25 protein-coding genes and 1 riboswitch are annotated in these 21304 nt (G+C 71.2%); of the genes, 11 read left to right on the forward strand and 14 right to left on the reverse strand.

All coding sequences use genetic code 11. The features are described from left to right. Positions 1-116: 116 nt before the first annotated feature. The 4 genes from OHO83_RS36765 to OHO83_RS36780 form a co-directional block, all read right to left on the reverse strand. On the reverse strand, positions 117-542 hold the full coding sequence (locus OHO83_RS36765) for a GNAT family N-acetyltransferase (protein ID WP_266668035.1): 426 nt from the start codon (positions 540-542) through the stop codon (positions 117-119). Between the two features lie 67 nt (positions 543-609). Then, complete coding sequence (locus OHO83_RS36770) at positions 610-1500, reverse strand: LLM class F420-dependent oxidoreductase (protein WP_330280348.1); 891 nt, start codon at positions 1498-1500, stop codon at positions 610-612. Between the two features lie 77 nt (positions 1501-1577). After that, positions 1578-4145 (reverse strand): ABC transporter permease, encoded by a 2568-nt coding sequence (locus tag OHO83_RS36775; protein ID WP_330280349.1) that lies wholly within the window; start codon positions 4143-4145, stop codon positions 1578-1580. Between the two features lie 10 nt (positions 4146-4155). Further along, positions 4156-4950 carry an ABC transporter ATP-binding protein gene (locus OHO83_RS36780; protein WP_330280350.1) on the reverse strand — a complete coding sequence of 265 codons (795 nt, stop codon included), beginning with the start codon at positions 4948-4950 and terminating at the stop codon, positions 4156-4158. Between the two features lie 177 nt (positions 4951-5127). Here OHO83_RS36780 and OHO83_RS36785 point away from each other — a divergent pair, with 177 nt between their 5' ends. Continuing rightward, on the forward strand, positions 5128-5355 hold the full coding sequence (locus OHO83_RS36785) for a toxin-antitoxin system HicB family antitoxin (RefSeq protein ID WP_100597555.1): 228 nt from the start codon (positions 5128-5130) through the stop codon (positions 5353-5355). A gap of 49 nt (positions 5356-5404) precedes the next feature. Further along, positions 5405-5743 carry a fic family toxin-antitoxin system, toxin component gene (locus tag OHO83_RS36790; protein ID WP_266676176.1) on the forward strand — a complete coding sequence of 113 codons (339 nt, stop codon included), beginning with the start codon at positions 5405-5407 and terminating at the stop codon, positions 5741-5743. 27 nt (positions 5744-5770) lie between these two features. Here the strand turns inward: OHO83_RS36790 and bioD are convergent, their stop codons facing one another. From bioD to bioB, 3 genes are read right to left on the reverse strand one after another with little or no spacing between them, the layout of a single operon-like run. Next, positions 5771-6487, reverse strand: a complete 717-nt coding sequence (gene bioD, locus OHO83_RS36795) for a dethiobiotin synthase (protein ID WP_266668027.1) — start codon at positions 6485-6487, stop codon at positions 5771-5773. Positions 6488-6492: 5 nt separating this feature from the next. Continuing rightward, positions 6493-7815 (reverse strand): adenosylmethionine--8-amino-7-oxononanoate transaminase, encoded by a 1323-nt coding sequence (locus tag OHO83_RS36800; RefSeq protein ID WP_330280351.1) that lies wholly within the window; start codon positions 7813-7815, stop codon positions 6493-6495. Beyond that, positions 7808-9025 (reverse strand): biotin synthase BioB, encoded by a 1218-nt coding sequence (bioB, locus tag OHO83_RS36805; RefSeq protein ID WP_330280352.1) that lies wholly within the window; start codon positions 9023-9025, stop codon positions 7808-7810. The genes OHO83_RS36800 and bioB overlap by 8 nt, the downstream gene beginning before the upstream one ends. A gap of 213 nt (positions 9026-9238) precedes the next feature. Here bioB and OHO83_RS36810 point away from each other — a divergent pair, with 213 nt between their 5' ends. Then, positions 9239-10399: an 8-amino-7-oxononanoate synthase gene (locus OHO83_RS36810; protein WP_330280353.1), complete on the forward strand. Its 1161-nt coding sequence runs from the start codon at positions 9239-9241 to the stop codon at positions 10397-10399. On the opposite strand, the gene OHO83_RS36815 is transcribed toward OHO83_RS36810, so the two are convergent. Both OHO83_RS36815 and OHO83_RS36820 read right to left on the reverse strand, forming a co-directional pair. Further along, complete coding sequence (locus tag OHO83_RS36815) at positions 10383-10619, reverse strand: DUF397 domain-containing protein (protein WP_266668019.1); 237 nt, start codon at positions 10617-10619, stop codon at positions 10383-10385. The two genes, OHO83_RS36810 and OHO83_RS36815, sit on opposite strands and share 17 nt — an antisense overlap. A 9-nt stretch (positions 10620-10628) precedes the next feature. Next, positions 10629-11510: a helix-turn-helix domain-containing protein gene (locus OHO83_RS36820; protein WP_330280354.1), complete on the reverse strand. Its 882-nt coding sequence runs from the start codon at positions 11508-11510 to the stop codon at positions 10629-10631. Between the two features lie 273 nt (positions 11511-11783). On the opposite strand from OHO83_RS36820, the gene OHO83_RS36825 reads away from it, so the two are divergent. Further along, positions 11784-12218: an ATP-binding protein gene (locus OHO83_RS36825; protein ID WP_266668015.1), complete on the forward strand. Its 435-nt coding sequence runs from the start codon at positions 11784-11786 to the stop codon at positions 12216-12218. A gap of 53 nt (positions 12219-12271) precedes the next feature. Here OHO83_RS36825 and OHO83_RS36830 read toward each other — a convergent pair whose 3' ends face one another. The 5 genes from OHO83_RS36830 to OHO83_RS36850 all read right to left on the reverse strand — a co-directional run bounded on the left by OHO83_RS36830 (position 12272) and on the right by OHO83_RS36850 (position 15418). Continuing rightward, positions 12272-12832, reverse strand: a complete 561-nt coding sequence (locus tag OHO83_RS36830) for a DUF6328 family protein (RefSeq protein ID WP_329436223.1) — start codon at positions 12830-12832, stop codon at positions 12272-12274. Positions 12833-12938: 106 nt separating this feature from the next. Then, on the reverse strand, positions 12939-13412 hold the full coding sequence (locus OHO83_RS36835; RefSeq protein ID WP_266668013.1) for a C40 family peptidase: 474 nt from the start codon (positions 13410-13412) through the stop codon (positions 12939-12941). A 3-nt stretch (positions 13413-13415) separates the two neighbouring features. Then, a riboswitch (cyclic di-AMP (ydaO/yuaA leader) is annotated at positions 13416-13593 on the reverse strand. Between the two features lie 354 nt (positions 13594-13947). Beyond that, positions 13948-14256, reverse strand: coding sequence for a hypothetical protein (locus tag OHO83_RS36840; protein ID WP_329436224.1), 309 nt, complete (start codon positions 14254-14256; stop codon positions 13948-13950). Between the two features lie 7 nt (positions 14257-14263). Beyond that, on the reverse strand, positions 14264-14899 hold the full coding sequence (locus OHO83_RS36845; RefSeq protein ID WP_266668009.1) for an ATP-dependent Clp protease proteolytic subunit: 636 nt from the start codon (positions 14897-14899) through the stop codon (positions 14264-14266). Between the two features lie 159 nt (positions 14900-15058). After that, the gene (locus OHO83_RS36850) at positions 15059-15418 is read right to left on the reverse strand and encodes a hypothetical protein (RefSeq protein ID WP_266668007.1); all 360 of its coding nucleotides are present in this window, start codon (positions 15416-15418) and stop codon (positions 15059-15061) included. 230 nt (positions 15419-15648) lie between these two features. Between OHO83_RS36850 and OHO83_RS36855 the strand changes: the two genes are divergently transcribed. From OHO83_RS36855 to OHO83_RS36885, 7 genes are all read left to right on the forward strand, one after another. Next, complete coding sequence (locus OHO83_RS36855; RefSeq protein ID WP_266668005.1) at positions 15649-15927, forward strand: type II toxin-antitoxin system Phd/YefM family antitoxin; 279 nt, start codon at positions 15649-15651, stop codon at positions 15925-15927. A 731-nt stretch (positions 15928-16658) separates the two neighbouring features. Further along, positions 16659-16961 (forward strand): urease subunit gamma, encoded by a 303-nt coding sequence (locus tag OHO83_RS36860; protein WP_116501972.1) that lies wholly within the window; start codon positions 16659-16661, stop codon positions 16959-16961. A gap of 16 nt (positions 16962-16977) precedes the next feature. After that, positions 16978-17289 (forward strand): urease subunit beta, encoded by a 312-nt coding sequence (locus tag OHO83_RS36865; RefSeq protein WP_227293444.1) that lies wholly within the window; start codon positions 16978-16980, stop codon positions 17287-17289. Then, complete coding sequence (locus OHO83_RS36870; RefSeq protein ID WP_266668003.1) at positions 17282-19003, forward strand: urease subunit alpha; 1722 nt, start codon at positions 17282-17284, stop codon at positions 19001-19003. The genes OHO83_RS36865 and OHO83_RS36870 overlap by 8 nt, the downstream gene beginning before the upstream one ends. Before the next feature lie 19 nt (positions 19004-19022). After that, on the forward strand, positions 19023-19697 hold the full coding sequence (locus tag OHO83_RS36875; protein WP_330280355.1) for an urease accessory protein UreF: 675 nt from the start codon (positions 19023-19025) through the stop codon (positions 19695-19697). Positions 19698-19756: 59 nt separating this feature from the next. Next, positions 19757-20434, forward strand: a complete 678-nt coding sequence (ureG, locus tag OHO83_RS36880) for an urease accessory protein UreG (protein WP_266667999.1) — start codon at positions 19757-19759, stop codon at positions 20432-20434. Continuing rightward, a complete protein-coding gene (locus tag OHO83_RS36885; protein ID WP_330280356.1) occupies positions 20431-21186 on the forward strand; it encodes an urease accessory protein UreD in 756 nt (251 codons plus the stop codon). Before ureG ends, OHO83_RS36885 begins: the two co-directional genes overlap by 4 nt. The last annotated feature ends 118 nt before the right edge of the window (positions 21187-21304 follow it).

Below are 21304 nucleotides of genomic sequence, written 5' to 3' on the forward strand. Positions count from 1 at the left end.
CCCATGGGCGGACGCTCACACCTTTCAAGAGGGAAGACGGGACAAGTGGAGCACCCATGGTAAAGGATCGGCAAAGCCCCGTGGAGCCGGAGCGCCGCCGCCCGGCCCGTGCGGGGTCAGTCCGTGAGGTGCTTGACCCAGCGCGACCACTGCGGTTCCGGCGCATAACCCGCGGCACGCCACGCGTGCTGCGCGCGCTCGTTGCGGTCCAGGACCATCGCGTCGCCCCGCCGCCCACCGAGCCGCACGAACCGCTCCTCCGCGGCCGCGAGCAGCGCCGACCCCACGCCCTGCCGCCGCGCGTCCGGACGCACCGCGAGCCGGTACAGATGGCAGCGCCACCCGTCGAAGCCGGCGATGACGGTCCCCAGCAGTTCCCCGTCGCGCTCGGCGAGCAGCAGCGACTCGGGGTCGCGGGCGACGAGCCGCTCCACACCCGCGCGGTCGTCGCTGATGCTCGTGCCCTCGGCGGCCAGCTTCCAGAAGGCGAGGGCGGCATCGAGATCGTCGGGCGTCGCGGCCCGTATACGAAGATCACTCATGGGGCCGATTCCATCACCGGGCGACCGGGCCCGCGCACTGTTTTCAGGATGCGGACAGAGCCCCGGCTCAGGCCTTCCGCAGCTCCTCGATGACCGGACCGAACGCCTCCATGTACGGCTCCAGGACCGTGACGTACGTGAACCCGTAGCGGTCGCGCTGCGCGCGCACCTGGTCCGCGATCTCACGGACCGTGCCGACGAGCAGCAGCGGCAGGTCCAGCGCCTCGTCCTCCGTGAAGGGCCGGATGCGGTCGAGGATCGGCCGGACCGCCGCCCGCCGGTCATCGGTCACCGTGACCATCTGGATCAGCAGATTGAGTTCGGCGGGCTCCGCGCGGCCCGCCGCGAAGCGGTGGTACGTGGCCACGCTCCGGTCCAGCTCCTGCGGGGTGAGGAGCTGGAGCTTCCCGTTCGTGTCGCCGGGGACGGAGCGCGCTCCGGTGAACGCCGCGATCTGTGCGTGCTCCGCGGTCAGTTTCAGCATCCGGTCGCCGTTGCCGCCGATCAGGAGCGGCGGGCGGGGGTGCTGCTCGGGCCGAGGCTGATGCTCGTCCGACCCGAGCAGCCGGTCCAGCTCCTCCACGACGCGCCGCAGATGGTCCACGCGCTCACCGGGCGATCCCCAGGGAAGCCCGGCCGCCTCGTGCTCCGCCTGTACGTAGCCCGCGCCCAGGCCGAGTTCGAGCCTGCCGCCGGTGAGCGCGTCCGTGGTCGCCACCTCGCGGGCGAGGAGCACCGGGTTCCAGAAGCCGGCGTTGAGGACGAACGTGCCGACACGCGGGCGCTCGGTCGCCTCGGCGGCGGCGACCAGGGAGGGGAACGGTGAGGGCATGCCCAGGTGGTCGGCGACGAGGATCACGTCGTAGTCGAGCTCCTCGGCCCTGCGACAGCGCTTGCGCCACTCGTCGCCGGACGCGGGGGTGACCATGTTGACGCCGAAGCGGAACGCGCGACTCATGAACTCTCCTCAGTCTCGGGCGAGTTGGACCCGGCGGAGCGGGAGCAGGACGGCCGGGAGCCCGCGCGGCGAGTACATCATTCGTGGGCGATGGCCGCCAGCACGTTCATGCGCGAGGCGCGCAGCGCCGGAAGGAGCGCCGCCGCGAGCCCCACGACGACCGAGCCCACCACGACCGCGACGATCGTCCCCCACGGGACGGCGAGCGCCTTCATGCCCTGGAGGGCGAGCACCTCGTGGATGGCGAGCCCCCACACGACTCCGAGCGTGAGCCCGAGCACCGCGCCGAACACGGCGATCACCACGGACTCCAGGCGGATCATCCTCCGCAACTGGCGCCGGGAGAGCCCGATGGCGCGGAGCAGGCCGATCTCCCGAGTCCGCTCGACGACCGACAGGGCAAGGGTGTTGACGACGCCCAGGACGGCGATGACGATCGCGAGCCCGACCAGCGCGTACACGAGGTACAGCAGCACCGCGATCTGGTCGTGCACGAGCTTCTTGTAGTCGGCCAGGTCGCGGACCTGTACCTGGGGGTACGGATCGAGGGCCTTCTCCAGACGGGCGCGGAGCACGTCCGCGCCCGTGCCGGGGGAGGCGTTCACGTACACCGCCGAGTCCTGGCCGTCGGGCAGGAACTTCTCCAGCGTCCCCATCCCCATGAACAGGCCGCCGGACATGCCGAATCCGTCGCCCCCGCCCTGGTCGGTGAGGGCAGCGACGGTGAGCCGGTCCGAGCGTCCGCCGGGCAGGTCCACGGGCACCACCGTGCCCACGCGCGCGTGGTGCTCCTTGGCGAACTCCGCGTCCATCGCGACCTTCCCGGGCGCGAGCGCGGCCGCCGAGTCGCCCTGGGAGTACGTGATGTGCGCGACGTCGTCCAGCTGTGCCTCGTAACCCGCGGCCGTCGTCTTCACGCGCTTGCCGTCCGGCAGCCGCACCGCGAGCGGCACGAACCGCTGTCGCACGACGAGCCCGGCACCTTCCGTGGCGCGGATCTTGTCGGTGACCTCTTCGGGGAAGGGCGCGAAGTTGGCATTCTGGACGGTGAAGTCGGCACCCAGGGTCTTGTCGATTTGCTCGTCGAACGACTTGCTCATCGACGCGCTGGCCACGGACATGCCCGCCACCAGGGCGAGCCCGACCATCAGCGCGGCCGCGGTGGCCCCGGTGCGCCGTGGGTTGCGCAGAGCGTTGCGCTGGCTCAGTCGCCCCACCGAGCCGAACACGGCGGGGAACGCGCCGCCCAGGACGCGGATCACGGGACGTACGAGCAAGGGGCCCGCGATCACCGTGGCCAGCAGCGTCAGGACGACGCCGACCATCAGGAGCAGCGAGGCGCTCGCCGTTTTCGTGGCCGCGGCACAACCCGCGAGAGCGGCGACCCCCGCCACGCCGACCACCGCTCCCGCCACCGCGCGCACCCGCAGCGGCCGCCCCGCACCCGCGATCTCGGCGTCCGCGAGCGCCGCCATGGGGGAGACCCGGGACGCACGCCGCGACGGCAGATACGCGGCCACGAACGTGACTCCGACGCCGACCGCGAACGCGGCGACGGGTGTCCCCCAGCCGATCACCATCTCGGTCGACTTCAGGTTCATCCCGAACGCGCTCATGAGCCGGATGAGGCCGAGCGCCAGCCCGATGCCCGCCGCGAGGCCGAGCACCGAGCCCACCAGGCCGAGCAGCACCGCCTCCGTCAGGACGGAGCGGCGCACCTGCCGCCGGTCGGCGCCGAGCGCGCGCAGCAGTCCCAGCTCGCGGGTGCGCTGCGCGATCAGCATCGAGAACGTGTTCACGATCAGGAAGATCCCGACCAGGACCGCGATCCCGGCGAAGCCCAGCATCACGTACTTGATCACGTCGAGGAACGGGCCGAGGTCCGCCGCGTCCGACGTGGCCTGCTCGCTTGCGGTCTTCAGGTCGTAGCCGGAACCGAGCTGCCGGGCGATCCGCCGCTTCAGCGCGGCGTCGCTCACCCCGGGCGCCGCGTCCACGGAGATGCTCGTCGCGCGGTCCGTCCCGCCGAGCAGCTTCGTCTGTGCCGTCGCCGTGTCCAGGAAGACGAGCGCGGCGCCGGGGTTGGTGGTGCGGAAGGTCGCGATGCCGACGATCCGGACGGTGAAGGAGCCCGGTTGAGCGAGGACGGTGAGGGAGTCGCCGATGCGGATGTGCTTCTTGTCGGCGGTGTCCGCGTCGAGCAGCGCCTCGCCACTGCCGCGCGGGGCATGGCCCGAGGTCAGGCGGACCGGACTGCGGTCCGTCACGTACCAGTTGGTGGCGATGGTGGGGGCGCCGCTGGTCGGGCCGACCGAGTTGTTCGCGTCGTCCACGACGGTGATGTTCTCGGCGGCGGCGTCGATCCTGGCCGCGGCGACGCCGTCGACGGACCTGATCTGCCGGGCGAGCCGGGCGGGGACGGTCCGGACCGCCCCGGTCGGCACCGTCTCGCCGAGGGAGTCCTGCTTCGGATTCACCTGCACGTCGGCGGACGTGGACGCGAAGAGCCGGTCGAAGGTGCGGGTGACCGTGTCCGAGAAGACCAGACTGCCCGCCACGAACGCCACCGAGAGGACGATGGCAAGCCCCGACAGGACCAGTCGGCCCTTGTGCGCGAGGAAACTCCTGAGCGTCGCCTTCAGCACAGCGGCCCCTCTACGGCTGGGAGTTGTGGGGGTTGCCCCCGGTGAACAGACGCATCCGTTCCAGGACCGCCTCCGCCGTGGGCCGCGGCATCTCGTCGACGAGACGGCCGTCGCCGAGGAAGAGCACCAGGTCGGAGTGGCCCGCGGCGCCGGGGTCGTGCGTCACCATCACGACGGTCTGCCTGAGGTCGTCCACGGCCTCGCGCAGGAACCCGAGGACCTCGAGGCCCGCACGCGAGTCCAGGTTCCCGGTCGGCTCGTCCGCGAAGATCAGTTCCGGTCGCGAGGCGAGCGCCCGCGCGCAGGCCACCCGCTGCTGCTGGCCTCCGGAGAGCTGCGCGGGACGGTGTCCGAGCCGGTCGCCGAGGCCCAGCGTGTCGATGACCTGCTTCAGCCACTCCGCGTCCGGGGTGCGGCCCGCGATGTCCATCGGCAGCGTGATGTTCTCCGCCGCGTTCAGCGTCGGAATGAGGTTGAAGGACTGGAACATGAAGCCGATCCGGTCGCGCCGCAGCCGCGTCAGCTCCTTGTCGCGCAGGCCCGTGATCTCGGTGTCCCCGAGCCACACCTGGCCCGCGGAGACCGAGTCGAGACCGGCCAGGCAGTGCATCAGCGTGGACTTGCCCGACCCCGAGGGGCCCATGACCGCCGTGAACCGGCCGCGCGCGATGTCCACGTCGACCGAGTCGAGCGCGAGGACGGCGGTCTCACCTGACCCGTACGCCTTGGTCAGGCCCCGGGCGCGCGCGGCGACGTCGCCCGCCTCCGCCAGGCCGTGGGGCTGTTCTGCTGCCGCTGTGGACAAGGCCGCCTCCTGGGTCTCGCCGTCGTCCTGGCCGTACCGACTCCCGTGTCGCGTACGAGAGTAGTGGGGTGCGTCACACGCGCGGTATCCCTCCGAGGTCGGGGTCCCGATACGCGTGTAAGGGGCACATTCGGCATCTCCTTGCGGGTGCTAGCACGTCGGCGCTAGCGTGAAGTCATGGCGAAGACTCAGCTGAACGTACGGGTGGACGAGGACACCGCCCGAGCCGCGCGTGAGCGTGCGCTGGCACGCGGCGTGAGTGTGAACCGGTACATCGAGGAGCTGGTCAGACAGGACGCGGGCGAGCTCGGCCGGACGTTCGTCGAGGCGGCCGCCGACTTCATGAAGCAGTACGAGTCCGTGTTCGCCGAGGAATTCGGCGCGGAGCGCGAAGGCCGACGCTGAGCCCTTGAGCGAATCGAAGAACGTGCGGATCGACCTGGCCTGGCTTCTCATGATCGCCGAGCAGAAGACCCCCGGAGACCCCCAGGTGACCGACTGGGGCGCGCTCATCGCCGCCGTCAGCCGGCACGAGGCGGAGATATTCGGGACCGCCGTGTACGACAGCCCACAGGCGCGGGCCGCCGCACTGCTCCAGCTGCTCCTCCACGTCCCCGCCCTCGAACGCTCGAACGCGATGTTCGCGTCGGCCGTCGCGTACGCCTATCTCGTCGCGAGCGGTCTGAAGGTCGCCACGTCGCCCGACCAGGTCAGGGAACTGGCCCGCCTGGTCAAGGACGGCGGGGCGACCGTGCACGACATCGCGGAGGAACTGCGCAGATGGAGCCTGTGAGGCGCTAGGGCCTTTCGCCCCAGGCGCTCACCGGGGGTACGCGCTCGCGGCGAACGCCGCCGCGTCCCAGGTGCCCGCCAGCTCCGGGGCCAGCCAACTCGGCGCGGATTCACGGAAGTCGGGGCGTGCACCGGCCCCCTCCGGGATCGCTCCGAGGAGCTTCGTCCCCGAGACCTCGGGGAAGTCCGCGAGATTGCAGCGGGCCGCGAGGTCGGGGTGCTCCGGCCAGCTGCCGACGACCACGCCGAGCGGCGTCAGGTCCCGGGCGCGCAGGGCCTCCGTCGTCAGGGCCGTCGAGTTGAGCGTGCCGAGCCCCGCCGCCGCGACGACGAGGACCGGCGCTCCGAGCTGCCTGGCGGCGTCCGCGAGCGTGCCCCCGTCCGCGTCGAACCGCACGAGCAGGCCGCCCGCGCCCTCGACCAGGACGAGGTCGTGGTCCGTCGCCAGCTTCGCCGCCGCCTCGGCCACCTCGTGCGGGCGCACCGGAGGGAGGCCGGCGCGCAGCGCGGCCGTCGCGGGCGCCAACGGCTCGGGGTACCGCGCCAGTTCGACGGCCGTCACCCCGCCGCCCACCAGGCGCGTCACCTCGTCCGCGTCGCCGCGCTCACCGGGCCCGACCCCGGTCTGTGCCGGCTTCAGGACGGCCACCGACCGCCCCGCGGCCAGCGCGGCGGCCGCCACGGCCGCCGTCGTGACCGTCTTGCCGATCTCGGTTCCGGTCCCCGTGACCACCAGTACCGTCATGCTGTTCAGCCCTCCCGAGCGGCCGCGCACACCGCGCGGCCGATCCGTGCCAGATCCTCGTCCCCCGTGATGTACGGAGGCATCGTGTACACGAGGTCGCGGAACGGCCGCAGCCACACGCCCTCGCGCACCGCCGCCCGCGTGGCCGCCGCCATGTCGATCTCGTGGTCCAGCTGTACGACACCGATCGCGCCGAGCACGCGCACATCGCGCACCCCGGGCAGCTCCGAGGCGGCGCCGAGCGAGTCCCGCAGCCCCGACTCGATCCGCTTGACCTCCGTCGCCCAGTCCTGCCCGAGCAGGAGGTCGATCGAGGCGCAGGCCACCGCGGCGGCGAGGGGGTTCCCCATGAACGTGGGCCCGTGCGCGAGCACCGGCACGTCGCCCCGCGAGATCCCGTCCGCCACGCGCGCCGTGCACAGCGTCGCCGCCAGCGTCATGTAGCCGCCGGTCAGCGCCTTGCCGACACACATCACATCGGGCGTCACCGACGCGTGCTCCGCGGCGAACAGCGCTCCGGTCCGGCCGAACCCCGTGGCGATCTCGTCGAACACGAGGAGCACGTCGTGCGCGTCGCAGGCCTCGCGCAGGACCCGCAGATACGCGGGGGAGTGGAACCGCATCCCGCCCGCGCCCTGCACCACGGGCTCCACGATCACGGCCGCCAGCTCATGGGCGTGCCGCCCGATCAGCTCGTGCAGATGATCCGCGTAGGCCTGCTCGTACTCGGTGGGCGGCGCGTCGGCGAACACGTGCCGCGGCAGGGCCCCCGACCACAGTTCGTGCATGCCGCCCTCGGGGTCGCAGACCGCCATCGGCTGCCAGGTGTCGCCGTGATAGCCGCCGCGCCACGTCAGCAGGCGGCGCTTCTCCGGCCGCCCGAGGGAACGCCAGTGCTGGAGGCACATCTTGATGGCGACCTCGACGGACACCGAGCCCGAGTCGGCGAGGAACACATGCTCGAGTCCCTCCGGCGACATGTCGACAAGACGCTTCGCGAGCCCGACGGCGGGCTCGTGCGTGAGCCCGCCGAACATGACGTGGCTCATCCGGCCGAGCTGGTCGCGCACCGCCTCGTTGAGCACGGGGTGGTTGTAGCCGTGGATCGCCGACCACCACGACGACATCCCGTCGACCAGCTCGGCGCCCTGACCGTTCTCACCGCCGTCGCCGGCCAGTCGCAGCCGAACCCCGGCCGCCGACTCGACGACCAGCGGCTCCTGCCGCCCCGGCATCGGACCGTACGGATGCCAGACGTGCCGCCGGTCGAGGTCGAGTAGCTCCGGCACGGGCAGCCCCGACACCGCGGGCCCGGGCCGCTCAGGCATTGGGCGCGAGATCCGTACCGGCACCCCGGCGGCGTACGGCGACCAGGTCCGTGCGCGCCTCGGGGACCTCGGCGACCGGGGACTCCGCGGCTTCTTCGTGGGAGCCGCAGCCCTCACCGGAACCGCAGGCCGAAGCCGCGCCGGAACCGCATGCGGCATGCGCGCCGGAACCGCAGCCCGCTTCCGCGTCGGAACCACAGGGCCCGCCCCGGTGCTCGGGCAGCGTCACCTGGTCGGTGCCCTCGACCTCGAACCCGGCGTCCGTGATCATGTCCAGGTCCGCCTTGCCCGCCTGGCCCTCACTCGTCAGGTAGTCGCCGAGGAAGATGGAGTTGGCGAGGTGGAGCGCCAGCGGCTGCATCGAGCGCAGGTGCACCTCCCGGCCGCCCGCGATCCGCACCTCGACGTCGGGGCAGACGAAGCGGACCATCGCGAGGATCCGCAGGCAGCGCTGCGGCGTCAGGTTCCACTCCTTGGCGAGGGGGGTGCCCTCGAAGGGGATCAGGAAGTTGACCGGCACCGAGTCCGGGTCGAGTTCGCGCAGCGAGTAGACGACGTCGACCAGGTCCTCGTCGCTCTCGCCCATGCCCGCGATGACCCCGGAGCACGCGGACAGACCGGCCGCGTGGGCCTTCTGCACCGTGTCGACACGGTCCGCGTAGGTGTGCGTCGTCGTGATGTCGCCGTACGTGCCCTCGGAGGTGTTGAGGTTGTGGTTGTACGCGTCGGCGCCGGCACCGCGCAGCCGCTCGGCCTGGCCCTCGGAGAGCAGACCGAGGCAGGCGCACACCTCGACGCCCTCGTTCTGCTCCTTGATCGCGCCGATGGTCTCCGAGACACGGTCGACGTCGCGGTCCGTCGGGCCGCGCCCGGACGCCACCAGGCAGACCCGCTTCGCGCCGCCCGCGACACCGGCGGCCGCGGCCTTCGACGCCTCGTCGGGCTTGAGCCACGTGTACTTGAGGATCTCCGCCTTGGACCCGAGCCGCTGCGAGCAGTACGAGCAGTCCTCGGGGCACAGGCCCGACTTGAGGTTCACCAGATAGTTGAGTTTCACCCGGCGCCCGAACCACTGCCGCCGCACCTTGCCGGCCGCGGCCACCACATCGAGCAGTTCGTCGTCGGAAGTCGCCAGAACGGCGAGCGCTTCTTCGCGGCTCGGCAGCTCGCGCCGCAGCCCCTTGTCCACCAGCGTGTTCAGCAGGTCCATGGCCCGATCCTGACCTACGTGCCCTGCTCAGGCCAAGGAGGCTTTGCACAACTCTGCCGGTTCGAGGTGTGGGTATTGCCACACCCTGGGTGGCTGGATGTCCCGCTAGTGTCTGTGCACTGCCTACAAAACTGTCTACAAAGCGGCAGTGGGCACGGGACAGCACACCCCACTCGAGAACCGGTCGCTCGACGGCCGGGCGGAGGGACTCACATGGCGGGATCGCCGTTCGGCTGGATCGACGAGCAGGAGCGCGTGCGTCGCGGCGCCGGACTCGTCCGCACGTTGCGCCCCCGCCCGTCGTCGAACCCCCTCCTCGATCTCGCGAGCAACGACTACCTCGGCCTCACGCGCCACCCCGAGATCACCGGAGGAGCGGCGGACGCGGCGCTGCGCTGGGGTGGCGGCGCCACCGGCTCGCGGCTCGTCACGGGCACCACGGAGCTGCATGCCGAACTCGAGCGCGAACTGGCCGAGTTCTGCGGTTTCGAGGCGGCGCTCGTCCTGTCGTCCGGCTACGCCGCGAACCTCGCCGCCGTGACCGCTCTCGCCCCGCACGGCTCACTGATCGTCTCGGACGCGAGCAACCACGCCTCCCTCATCGACGGCTGCCGGCTCGCCCGCGGCGCGACCCAGGTCGTCCCGCACGCCGACCCCGACGCCGTCCGCAAGGCACTCGACACGCATCAGGGACCGGCCGTCGTCGTCTCGGACTCCGTCTTCTCGGTGGACGGCGACGCCGCTCCATTGGCCGAACTCGCGGGAGTGGCAAGGGAGTTCGCGGCAGGCCTGATCGTCGACGACGCGCACGGACTCGGTGTGCTCGGCGACGGTGGCAGGGGCGCGCCGCAGGCGGCGGGGCTCTCGGGCGCCGACGACACCGTCGTCACCGTCACCCTCTCCAAGTCGTTCGGCAGCCAGGGCGGCGCCGTTCTCGGTCCGGCCCGGGTGATCGACCATCTCGTCAACACCGCACGGACGTTCATCTTCGACACGGGCCTCGCGCCCGCGGCGGCCGGCGCCGCGCTCGCGGCCCTGCGCCTGCTGCGCCGTGAGCCCGAGCGGGCCGAAAGGGCCCGCACCGTGGCCTCTTCGCTGCACGAACTCCTCACGGCCGAGGGCCTCCAGGCCGTACGGCCCGACGCAGCCGTCGTCTCCGTGCGCGCGCCGTCCCCCGAGGAGGCGGTGCGCTGGGCGGCGGACTGCCGCGAAGCCGGCCTCGCCGTCGGCTGCTTCCGTCCCCCGTCGGTGCCGGACGGCATCTCACGGCTGCGGCTGACCGCCCGTGCCGACCTGACCGGCGATCAGATCGCCGAGGCCGTACGGGTGATCAGCCGCAACGCTCCCGACTCGGCGTTCACCGCAACGAGTTGAGGAACCCCTCCCACGCGGAGGGCGAGAACAGCAGGGCGGGTCCGGCCGTGCGCTTGGAGTCGCGCACGGCGAGGAGTCCGGCCGCAGGGCCGCGGTGCAGGGGAGCCGTCTCGACGCAGTTGTTCATTCCGGTGCTTCGGCTGCTTCGCCGCCATGGCGCGTCGTGCAGAGAGGTGCTGGGAACCGCGGCGGATGGTACGTACCGAGGCAGTGCTGACATGGTGCCTCCTTACGTGCGTTCACTGTCCGGAGGGCGGTGCGCTCCGGCGATCCCGGCGATGAAATCCAACGAGTCCCCGGGCGAAAGTGCGTGGATCCGAAGGGTTTCGAAGGCGTCCGTGTACGCCTTGAGGTCTTCTTTCCGCTCGAGGTAGAGGCTACTCGTCAAATGGTCGAGAACTACTACGTCGAGATCAGAAGTGTTCGGAAATGAGAACACAACGAAAGGGCCGGTCAGTCCGACATGCTCCCCCGCGGCGAACGGCAATACCTGAAGCCGCACATGGGGAAGCTTCGCCACGGCGGCCAGCTGACGCAGCTGCTCCGCCATCACCCGAGGACCGCCCACGGAGCGCCGCAGCACCGCCTCGTCGAGCACCGCGCTGAGCCGGAGCGGGGACGCGGAACGCAGCACGTCCTGCCGGGCGATCCGCACCTCGACCAGGGCGTCGACCTGCCCGTCCGGCAGCCCGCCGAGCGCGGCCCTGGTCACCGCACGCGCGTAGTCGGGCGTCTGGAGGAGGCCCGGCACGACGGACGTCTCGACCGTCCTGACCCGGCACGCCTGCGACTCCAGGCTGATGAAGTCCCGGTAGGCGGGCGGCAGAAGCTCCCGGTAGGCGTGCCACCAGTGCTGGCCGCCGTCGTCCCCCGACCCGGTCAGCGCGACCAGCAGATCCCGTAGGCCGGGGTCCGCGACCTCGAACGCGTCGAGCAGAAGGCGCACGTCCGACGCTTTCACGCCGCTGCGCCCGGTCTCGATACGGCTCACTTTCGACTGGTGCCAGCCGACGAGCCGGGCCGTCTCGCCACTTGTGAGCCCCGCGCGGGCACGCAGTGCGCGCAGTTCCGCGCCGAGCCTGCGGCGGCGCACCGCCGGACCGTGTTTCATCCTGTCTCCTCGGACCTGTGGCCCGGCTCCTTCCGGCCCGGCGGATCGGTGTTCTGAGGCGACGGTAGAGGAAGTCGGCGGTGTACGCCCAAATGCGGTCCACCGAGGCAGAGTTCACCGCTTCGAGCGACAGATATATGCATATCTCGGGGGATCGGCTCCACGGGCCGGGCGGTAGTGGCACTCTGGCGCGAAGCACCAGTCCGGGGGTCGCCTCGAGTCATCCGCCATGTGTCGGATTCAGGCCCCGGCGAAAAAAGGGACGACGTCGCCATGGCAGATCACCAGGAAGCATCCGTCACTCTGCCGAGCGATCCCGCCTCGGTCTCCTCGGCCCGCACCTATGTCGGCGACGTACTCGCCGAATGGGGCATGCCGCGCGACGCGGAAACGGCCGACACGGTCCGGCTCATCGTCTCCGAACTCGCCACGAACGCCGTGATGCACACCCGCGGACAGTCGCCCGTCTTCACGGTCGACGTGCAGCTGGAGCGTGACGAACATCTGCGCATCGGCGTCACGGACAGCCACCCGCGCTACCCGAAGCGGCTCCCGGCCGCCGTCCAGCAGGACAACGGGCGCGGCATGGTGATCATCCGCTGGCTGACCGCCGAGTGCGGCGGAAGCCTGTCGGTCAGGCCCACCCCCGAAGGCGGCAAGACCGTATGGATCGCCCTGCCGTGGACGGTCCCTGTCCAGCAGGTGTGAGGGTCGGCAGGGGCGAAGGCCAACAGGAGGAAGTCCGGCAGGTATGAACGCGGCTACGGGGGCGGAGTGCCCGTCCCCTCTTCCTGTGCCCGGGTGAGCGAGCGCCGCGCCAGACGCGGCAGCACACCCCACAGGCCCGCGCAGACCGCGAACGTGCCCGCTCCCGCCGCGATTCCCGCCGCCCGCCCCGCCGTGACGTCCACGACGAGCAGCACGGACCCGGCCAGGGCGAGCGCCAGAACGCTCAGGCCGGCGGTGGCGAGCCGCGAGGACATCTGCACGATCTGCGGCTTGACACCGCGCCGGAACAGCGCGCGGTGCAGCGCCGCGGGCGCCGTGAGCAGCGCGGCGGCGAGCACCGCGAGCAGCAGCGTCGCGATGTAGGTCGCGCGCTGCACGGTGTCCAGCGACGGGAACCGCGCAGTGAACGCCAGCGTCAGCAGGAACGCGAAGAGGATCTGCACGCCCGTCTGGGTGACTCTCAGCTCCTGGAGCAGCTCGCCGAAGTTCCGGTCCGCGCGCTCCAGCGGCGTCTCGTGCCGGTCCCGGCCTCCGCTCGGCGGGCCCGGGTCGCGTGGGGCGTCCTCGTCGCCTGCGGTTCGGTCCTCGTCCATACGACCACGAGTACCCCATTGCGCGGTTCCGAGGCGGCCCGGGCGGGCGTGACACTCTCCGGTGCCTGGCGGGTCCCTGGAGCTCCCGGGGACCCGCCAGGCTGCGCTAGCGCACGCGCCCGTACCAGACGCGCTTCGTCCAGATCCGCTCGAGCCGCACCACGGCACCGGTCTTCGGCGAGTGCCAGATCCTCCCCTTCCCGGCGTAGATGCCGACGTGGTAGACGCCGCGGCCCGAATGGAAGAAGACGAGGTCACCGCGTTTTCGATGGGACGCGGAGACATGGCGGGTCTTGTTGTACTGCTGGGCGGCGGTGCGGGGCAGCTTCTTGCCCGCGGCCTTGAACGAGTAGAGCGTCAGGCCCGAGCAGTCGAACGTGCGCGGCCCTGTGGCGCCCCACCGGTAGGGACTTCCCTTCTTGGAGGCCGCGATCTGGAGTGCTTTCGTCGCCGGTGGTGCGGCCTCCGCTTCGGGCGCGGCTCCGGGCACCAGCAGGCTGCCACCCGCTACGGCGAGCGTGAGGGCCGAGGCGGTTCCGGCCCGGGCGAGCAGCGACGGGACACGATTGAGCGCAGTCATGCGCAACCCTTCGTCAGCCGCCTGTGAAGGATGACCTGTCGGATTCGGGCTGGCGAAGTTGCCCGGCCGCGATGTGCGGCTTCACCCCAAGGACCGGCCCGGAAAACAGCTCCGGCGGCCCGTCGTGCTCGGGTCCTCCACTCCTGCCGATCCACTTCTGTCGACCTGGCATCCGTACGGCGGCAGGACTCGGCGTCCGCACGGACCGCCCCGCCGCGGTGGCGGGGGCTTGTCGTCGGAAGGGATCTTCACGCACGAACGGCGCGAATGCAGCGCCGAATCGGCGTTGAGTGAGTGTCCTCACGGCTGGCCTGTTCGGGTGGACAGCGCACGTTTCCACCCCGTCGTCGGGGTCCCGACGACGCCCGCACCAGCAGCGGAAGGCGGAATCCCGGACTTCGCGTAGGCGTTCCGCGCAACTTTTCCGGTTCGCATGTGCGGGTGCCGGCTACTCCGTATGTGGGTACCTCTTCTGGTCCGTTTCGATCCGGGACCGGACAGTTCGCATCGGATCGCTTCGGTCTCGAACGCACCGTCAATTGACCGGCTCCGGTGGAACTGTGACCCGTTGTGCCCTTCTTTCTCCGTCCAGGACCCGCAAAGCCTGGGCGAGCGTCGTCGCGTGGACCTCGCTCTCGCCCCGCTGATGCATGAGCGTCAGAGCGTCCCTGAGGGCCGTCGCCCTGCCGACGAGTGCTTGCGCAGCGCGCAGTCCGCCATATGTGTGGTTGCTTCTGGCCGGGTTGATCCTGCCGAGCAGGTCGACCACCTCTAGATAGCGGTCGAGGAGGTCGCACTCGGCGCGCGTCAGCGCGGGCAGCGGGGGCAGTTCGGGCGGCAGCATCGTCGGCTCACCTGGCGCCGGGGGCCGAACCGGACGTCTTGCGGTTGCCGATGACCCGGTCCACGAGCCCGTACTCCACGGCGTCCTGGGCCCGGAGGATCGTGTCCCGCTCGATGTCGGCGGCGATGCGCTCGCGGCTCCGACCGGTGTGCCGTGCGAGCAGTTCTTCCAGCTGGGCGCGCATCCGCACCAGTTCACGGGCCTGGATCTCCAGGTCGCTCGGCTGTCCCTGCGCGGGCTCGGGCAGCCCCGGCTGATGGATCACCACGCGCGCGCCGGGCAGCACGGCCCGCTTCCCCGGCGTCCCGGCCGCCAGGAGCACGGCGGCGGCGGACGCGGCCTGCCCGAGGCACACGGTCTCGACCTCGCAGCTGACGAACCGGATCGTGTCGTAGATCGCCGTCATCGCGCTGAACGAGCCGCCGGGGGAGTTGATGTACAGGGAGATGTCCCGGTCCGGCGCGGCGTACTCGAGGTGCATGAACTGCGCCATGACGTCGTTCGCGGAGGTGTCGTCGATCGGTGTCCCCAGGAAGACGATCCGCTCCTCCAGGAGCTTGGAGTACGGATCGAGAGTGCGGTGCCCGGCCGAGGTGCGCTCGGTGAACTCGGGCAGGACGTAGCGGGCGGAAGGTCGGTTCATGGCACATGCCTCCGTGAGCGCGGGACTCTGTCGCTGCTTCGTAAAAAATGTACAGGACGTACAGAAAATCGGGTAGGGCGCAGGCTTCAAGGAGCGCGAAAAGGGGTCGGCCCGCGCCCGAGGCGCCGGCCGACCCCTGCTCCGCTCTCCTTGTCGTGGCTACCGGTCGCCGTCTTCCGACCTGGACAGGCGCAGCGCGAGGTGTTGCAGGAGGTCGGCGGTCTTGATGTCCGTCCGGCCCGAGTCATGCACCTCGGCGAGCTCGGAGAAGAGGAACGCGAACGCGCCCACCAGGGAGATCGTCACCGGCATCAGTGCCGCGACGGTGGCCTCCGCCGCCTCCTCCACGCTCGATTCCGCCGGGATCTCGATGGAGGGGAACACCTCTGTCACCAGGCGCCCGAGCTGGGCGTCCTCGGCCTCGATGTCGGGCTCGGCATCCTTGCTGAGCCTGCGCACCATTTCCTGGGTCTCGGTCAGGACGCCGATTGCGCGCAAGATGATCTCGCTCTGTTCCATGCGCGGAGCCTAGGCGCGCGAGGCCCCGCCGCGGGCGCTGTTCCGGGCGGGGCTGCGTCGAATCCGCGCAAGCAGCCATGCGGCACGAACAGTTGACACGTCGACGTTACGGGCAGCCACTGACAACGGCGGCGGCCCGCACCGTCCCGCCCGGGCGGCCTTCCCGCCTGTGGGTCGCCCCGCGGTCACGGACCGTGTCCGCTCTGGGGGCCCGGTCTAAGCTGGAGGACATGGCCTACGAGATTCCGGTGACGCAAGCCCGCGCTGAGCTCGCCGATCTGATCAACCGCGTCGTGTACGGCGGGGAGCGCGTCGTCGTGACCCGGCACGGCAAGCCGCTCGTCGCGCTGGTCTCCGCCGCCGATCTCGAACGCCTGGAAGCTCTGGGGGAGCCGGAGGACGAGCAAGTGATCAGCTCCGTCTCCGGCATCGGGTCGACCCCGTCCACCGGCGGCGACCGCCACCGCTTCGGCATCGCCGCCGAGCACCGAGGGCCGGAGGTCAGGTAGGTCGGTCAGGTCAGGTCAGGTAGGTCGGACAGGTCTGGAGGCCGGGCGGGTCGGGAGGTCGGACGGGCCGGGCAGGTCCGGCGAATTTGGCTGACCTGACTGGTCGGACACGTCTGTCAGGCCTCAACCAGGACCCGGATCGAGCGACTTGGGCTCACCGGGCTCCTTCTGGGCGCCCGCCCCGCTTCTTGCGCAGTCCGCCGAACCGTACGTATGCGAGCCCGAGCCCCGCTCGGGCCGGCGCCGCGATCGAGGGCGACAAGGCCGCGCCCCGTCGACTGCGAGACCGGGCGCAGCGGCGTCCCGCCCGCGCTCGACGGCGTGAACTTGCCTGTGGGGGCCACCGGTTCGGGCAGCTGCGGAATCGTCAGCGCCACCCCCGCCCCTGCGCGCCGTTCGGGTATCGGCGGCCGTAGCGCCTCGGTGGTCATGGCCTGATGGGACCGCGTGGCAGGCGCTGTTCGGGGAGGTCCATAGCGAAACTTTGCAGAACGGCCCGCGGGCCCTGACGGGTATGGGTGAGCCCAGCTGACAGTCATGAGTGGGTCAAAGGGCGGTTAACCTCGTTGAAACTCCCCGCAATTAGCCTGCACCGCACGTCACCAGGGGCTTTTGTAACCGGGATGCACAAGATCGTATCCATTTCTTGTGTGTTACATCTATACCCGTCGCGGTGGCCGCGGCAGCCGGACCCCGCACGGTCCGGAGCGAAGGACTGTGAGGTGGGAGCCGTGCAACTGACCCCGCACGAGCAGGAGAGACTGCTCATCCATGTGGCCGCCGACGTGGCCGAGAAGCGCCGGGCCCGGGGTCTGAAGCTCAACCATCCCGAGGCGATCGCGCTTGTCACGTCGCACATTCTCGAAGGCGCACGTGACGGCCGGACCGTGGCCGAACTCATGTCGTCCGGTCGCAAGGTGCTCACGCGCGACGACGTCATGGAGGGCATCCCCGAGATGATCCACGATGTGCAGGTCGAGGCGACCTTCCCCGACGGCACCAAGCTCGTCACCGTCCATGACCCGATCGTCTGACGGGGGGAGCGCTTCCATGATCCCCGGAGAGATCCTGTTCGCGGACGAGCCCGTCGTGTTCAACGAGGGCCGCGAGGTCACCCGTCTGACCGTGCTCAACGCCGCCGACCGGCCCGTCCAGGTCGGCTCCCACTACCACTTCGCCGAGGCCAATCCCGGTCTGGAGTTCGACCGTGCCGCAGCGCACGGTCTGCGACTCAACGTCGCCGCAGGGACCGCCGTGCGCTTCGAGCCCGGAATCCCTGTCGACATCGAACTCGTGCCTCTGGCCGGCCGGCGCATCGTGCCCGGTCTGCGGGGCCGGACCGGAGGTGCCCTCGATGGCTGAACTCTCCCGCGCCGCCTACGCCGACCTGTTCGGCCCCACCACGGGCGACCGCATCCGCCTCGCGGACACCGACCTGCTCATCGAGATCGAGGAGGACCGCTCCGGCGGCCCCGGACTCTCCGGTGACGAGTCGGTCTTCGGCGGCGGCAAGGTGATCCGCGAGTCCATGGGCCAGTCATGCGCTACGCGCGCAGACGGCGCCCCCGACACCGTCATCACCGGCGCCGTGATCATCGACCACTGGGGCATCGTCAAGGCCGACATCGGTATGAGGGACGGCCGGATCACCGCGATCGGCAAGTCCGGAAACCCGGACACGATGGACGGCGTCCACCCCGACCTCGTCATCGGCCCCGAGACCGAGATCCTCGCGGGCAACGGCAAGATCGTCACCGCCGGCGCCATCGACACCCACATCCACTTCATCTCGCCGACCATCGTCGACGAGGCGCTCGCCTCCGGCGTCACCACGCTCATCGGCGGCGGTACCGGCCCGGCCGAGGGCTCCAAGGCGACCACGATCACTCCTGGTTCGTGGCATCTTGCCCGCATGTTCGAGGCGATGGAGTCGAGCCCCGTCAACATCGGCTTCCTCGGCAAGGGCAACACCACGTCCGCCGAGTCGATGTACGCCCAACTGCGCGCGGGCGCCGTCAGTTTCAAGATCCACGAGGACTGGGGCGCGACCCCCGCCGTCATCGACGCCTGCCTGAACGTCTGTGAGGACACCGGCGCGCAGCTCGCCGTCCACACGGACACCCTGAACGAGGCGGGCTTCGTCGACGCCACCTTCGACGCCGTGGCCGGCCGCACCCTCCACGCCTTCCACGTCGAGGGCGCGGGCGGCGGGCACGCGCCCGACATGATCACGGCCGTCTCGCTGCCCAACATGCTGCCGAGCTCGACCAACCCGACACGGCCGCACACCGTCAACACCGTCGAGGAGCACCTCGACATGCTGATGGTCTGTCACCACCTCAACCCGGCCGTCCCCGAGGACCTGGCCTTCGCCGAGTCCCGGATCCGGCCCACCACCATCGCGGCCGAGGACGTCCTTCACGACATCGGCGCCATCTCGATCATGTCCTCGGACTCCCAGGCGATGGGCCGCGTCGGCGAGGTCGTGCTGCGGACCTGGCAGACCGCCCACGTCATGAAGCGCCGCCGCGGCCAACTCCCCGGCGACACCCGCGCCGACAACCGGCGCGCCCGTCGCTATGTCGCCAAATACACGATCAACGCGGCCGTCGCACAGGGCATCGACCACGAGATCGGCTCCGTCGAGACCGGCAAACTCGCCGACCTCGTCCTCTGGGACCCCCAGTTCTTCGGCGTCAAGCCGCAGGTCGTCATCAAGGGCGGCCAGATCGCGTACGCACAGATGGGTGACGCCAACGCGTCGATCCCCACACCGCAGCCCGTCCTGCCCCGCCCCATGTTCGGTGCCCACGGCAGGGCCCCCGCCTCGAACTCGTTCTTCTACGTGACGCAGACCGCCCTCGACGACGGTCTGCCCGAACGCCTCGGTCTCGACAGGAAGTTCGTGCCGATCCGCTCGACGCGGGGACGCACGAAGGCGGACATGCGGGAGAATGACGCGCTGCCGCGGGTCGAGGTCGCCCCCGACAGCTTCGCCGTCACCATCGACGGAGAACTCGTCGAGCCCGCGCCCGCCGCCGAACTGCCGCTCGCCCAGCGGTACTTCCTGTTCTGACGGGCCGAGAAGAAGAGTCATGACACGAGCCGCACTACTCGTCCTGGCCGACGGCCGCTTCCCCGCCGGTGGGCATGCCCACTCCGGCGGGGCGGAGGCCGCCGTCAAGGCGGGACGCATCACCGGCGCGGCGAGCCTGGAGGAATTCTGCCGGGGCCGTCTGCATACCACGGGGCTGGTGTCGGCGTCGCTGGCCGCCGCCGCCGCGCTCGGCCTCGACCCGGTCACCCTGGACGAGGCCGCTGACGCCCGTACGCCTTCGCCCGCCCTGCGCACCGCGGCGCGCAGGCTCGGCAGACAGCTCATGCGCGCCGCCCGCGCGGCGTGGCCGCATCCCGAACTCGACGCACTCGCCCGGCGGTTCCCCAAGGGGGCGCACCAGCCGGTGGTCCTCGGCCTCACCGCGCGGGCCGCGGGACTCGGCCCCGTCGACGCCGCCTACTGCTCCGCGTACGAGAGCGTCAGCGGGCCCGCCACCGCGACGGTCAGGCTGCTCAGCCTCGATCCGTTCGACGCGACGGCGGGGCTCGCGCGCCTCGCCGACGACATCGACCGCGTCGCGACGGAGGCCGCCGAGGCGGCGGCACGCGCCGTCACCGAAGGCGTGGATTCACTGCCCGCGGCGTCCGCGCCGCTGCTGGAGGTGGGGGCCGAGGCCCACGCGGCCTGGGCTGTACGCCTGTTCGCGTCGTAGGACGCGCACAGGCGCCCCAGGGCGCCCCGTCCTCCACACAGAACGATTGGAGCAACACCATGCACCTCGACCACTCGCACGACGGCCCCGCCGCGGTCAGCGCCGACGCCCGCCGTCCCGACGGCACCCGCCGTGCCCTGCGTATCGGCCTCGGCGGGCCCGTCGGCTCCGGGAAGACGGCCACCGTCGCCGCGCTCTGCGGCGCGCTGCGCGACGAGCTGTCCCTCGCCGTCGTGACGAACGACATCTACACACGTGAGGACGCCGAGTTCCTGCTCCGCGAGGCCGTCCTGCCGCCCGAGCGCATCACCGCCGTGGAGACCGGCGCCTGCCCGCACACCGCCATCCGCGACGACATCTCCGCCAACCTGGAGGCCGTGGAGGACCTGGAGGACGAGGTCGGGCCGCTCGACCTGATCCTCGTCGAGTCCGGCGGCGACAACCTCACCGCCACGTTCTCGCGCGGTCTCGTCGACGCGCAGGTCTTCGTCATCGACGTCGCCGGCGGCGACGACATCCCGCGCAAGGGCGGCCCCGGCGTCACCACCGCCGACCTGCTCGTCATCAACAAGACGGACCTCGCCCCGTACGTCGGCTCCGACCTCGCCCGGATGTCCGCCGACGCCAAGGCGCAGCGCGCCGAGCTCCCCGTCGTCCTCCAGTCCCTGCGCTCCGCCGAGGGTGTGCGCGAGGTCGCCGACTGGGTGCGTGGACAGCTCACCGTGTGGACGGCATGACAGCGGGCGTACGCTCCACGGCCCGCATCACGGCGAGTGACGACGGACGGGGCGGCACCTGTCTGCCCGTCCTCGACGGAGAGGGCTCCCTGGCCCTGCGCCGCATCCGCTCGACCGGTCCCGACGCGCGCGTCATGCTCGTCGGCGCGATGAGCGGGCCGCTCGGCGGCGACCACATGACGGTCGAGGCGCACGCGACGGCCGGTGCCCGCCTGCGCATCGGGTCCGTCGCCGCGACGATCGCCCTGCCCGGCCAGACCAAGGGCGAGGCGCGCTACGACGTCCGTCTCACGGTCGACGACGGGGCCGAACTGCGGTGGCTGCCCGAGCAGTTGATCTCGGCCTGCGAGAGCGACCTGCGCGTCACCACGCGGGCCGAGCTCGCGCCGGGCGCCCGGCTCGTGCTGCGTGAGGAGCAGGTGCTCGGCCGCACCGCGGAGGTGCCCGGCCGGCTCACCAGCCGGCTCACCGTCCACCGCGCGGGCAGGCCACTGCTCGACCAGGAGCTGGCCTGCGGTCCCGGCGCGCCCGGCGGCTGGGACGGCCCCGCCGTGCTCGGGGGACACCGGGCGCTCGGTCAACTCGTGTTCGTGAAGCCCAAGTTCGAGAAGGACAGGCCGCCTCCCGCGCTGCTGGGCGAGAACGCCGCGCTGACGCCGCTCGCCGGGCCCGCGGTCCTGGTCACGGCCCTCGCGTCCGACGCGCTGCGGCTGCGCGGAACACTCGACGACGCCCTGCGTCGCCTGGCCTGAGAGAGGGCCCGAGGGGGCCCGGCCGGTCCGAACCAAACGACCGTACGGGCCCATTCCGCTCACCGGGACGAGTTATACCGTTTATCGGATTGGTAAAGAACGTCAACTGTCTCTGTTG

The organism is Streptomyces sp. NBC_00569, assembly GCF_036345255.1.
In the GTDB taxonomy this organism is placed as follows: Bacteria; Actinomycetota; Actinomycetes; order Streptomycetales; family Streptomycetaceae; genus Streptomyces.

Bases quoted from the DNA above. Each gene is read 5' to 3' on its own strand.
- OHO83_RS36765 (WP_266668035.1), bottom strand. From the start codon at position 542: ATGAGTGATCTTCGTATACGGGCCGCGACGCCCGACGATCTCGATGCC.
- OHO83_RS36770 (WP_330280348.1), bottom strand. From the start codon at position 1,500: ATGAGTCGCGCGTTCCGCTTCGGCGTCAACATGGTCACCCCCGCGTCC.
- OHO83_RS36785 (WP_100597555.1), top strand. From the start codon at position 5,128: ATGGCGAAGACTCAGCTGAACGTACGGGTGGACGAGGACACCGCCCGA.
- OHO83_RS36790 (WP_266676176.1), top strand. From the start codon at position 5,405: ATGATCGCCGAGCAGAAGACCCCCGGAGACCCCCAGGTGACCGACTGG.
- bioD (WP_266668027.1), bottom strand. From the start codon at position 6,487: ATGACGGTACTGGTGGTCACGGGGACCGGAACCGAGATCGGCAAGACG.
- OHO83_RS36800 (WP_330280351.1), bottom strand. From the start codon at position 7,815: ATGCCTGAGCGGCCCGGGCCCGCGGTGTCGGGGCTGCCCGTGCCGGAG.
- bioB (WP_330280352.1), bottom strand. From the start codon at position 9,025: ATGGACCTGCTGAACACGCTGGTGGACAAGGGGCTGCGGCGCGAGCTG.
- OHO83_RS36810 (WP_330280353.1), top strand. From the start codon at position 9,239: ATGGCGGGATCGCCGTTCGGCTGGATCGACGAGCAGGAGCGCGTGCGT.
- OHO83_RS36815 (WP_266668019.1), bottom strand. From the start codon at position 10,619: ATGTCAGCACTGCCTCGGTACGTACCATCCGCCGCGGTTCCCAGCACC.
- OHO83_RS36820 (WP_330280354.1), bottom strand. From the start codon at position 11,510: ATGAAACACGGTCCGGCGGTGCGCCGCCGCAGGCTCGGCGCGGAACTG.
- OHO83_RS36825 (WP_266668015.1), top strand. From the start codon at position 11,784: ATGGCAGATCACCAGGAAGCATCCGTCACTCTGCCGAGCGATCCCGCC.
- OHO83_RS36830 (WP_329436223.1), bottom strand. From the start codon at position 12,832: ATGGACGAGGACCGAACCGCAGGCGACGAGGACGCCCCACGCGACCCG.
- OHO83_RS36835 (WP_266668013.1), bottom strand. From the start codon at position 13,412: ATGACTGCGCTCAATCGTGTCCCGTCGCTGCTCGCCCGGGCCGGAACC.
- OHO83_RS36840 (WP_329436224.1), bottom strand. From the start codon at position 14,256: ATGCTGCCGCCCGAACTGCCCCCGCTGCCCGCGCTGACGCGCGCCGAG.
- OHO83_RS36845 (WP_266668009.1), bottom strand. From the start codon at position 14,899: ATGAACCGACCTTCCGCCCGCTACGTCCTGCCCGAGTTCACCGAGCGC.
- OHO83_RS36850 (WP_266668007.1), bottom strand. From the start codon at position 15,418: ATGGAACAGAGCGAGATCATCTTGCGCGCAATCGGCGTCCTGACCGAG.
- OHO83_RS36855 (WP_266668005.1), top strand. From the start codon at position 15,649: ATGGCCTACGAGATTCCGGTGACGCAAGCCCGCGCTGAGCTCGCCGAT.
- OHO83_RS36865 (WP_227293444.1), top strand. From the start codon at position 16,978: ATGATCCCCGGAGAGATCCTGTTCGCGGACGAGCCCGTCGTGTTCAAC.
- OHO83_RS36870 (WP_266668003.1), top strand. From the start codon at position 17,282: ATGGCTGAACTCTCCCGCGCCGCCTACGCCGACCTGTTCGGCCCCACC.
- OHO83_RS36875 (WP_330280355.1), top strand. From the start codon at position 19,023: ATGACACGAGCCGCACTACTCGTCCTGGCCGACGGCCGCTTCCCCGCC.
- ureG (WP_266667999.1), top strand. From the start codon at position 19,757: ATGCACCTCGACCACTCGCACGACGGCCCCGCCGCGGTCAGCGCCGAC.
- OHO83_RS36885 (WP_330280356.1), top strand. From the start codon at position 20,431: ATGACAGCGGGCGTACGCTCCACGGCCCGCATCACGGCGAGTGACGAC.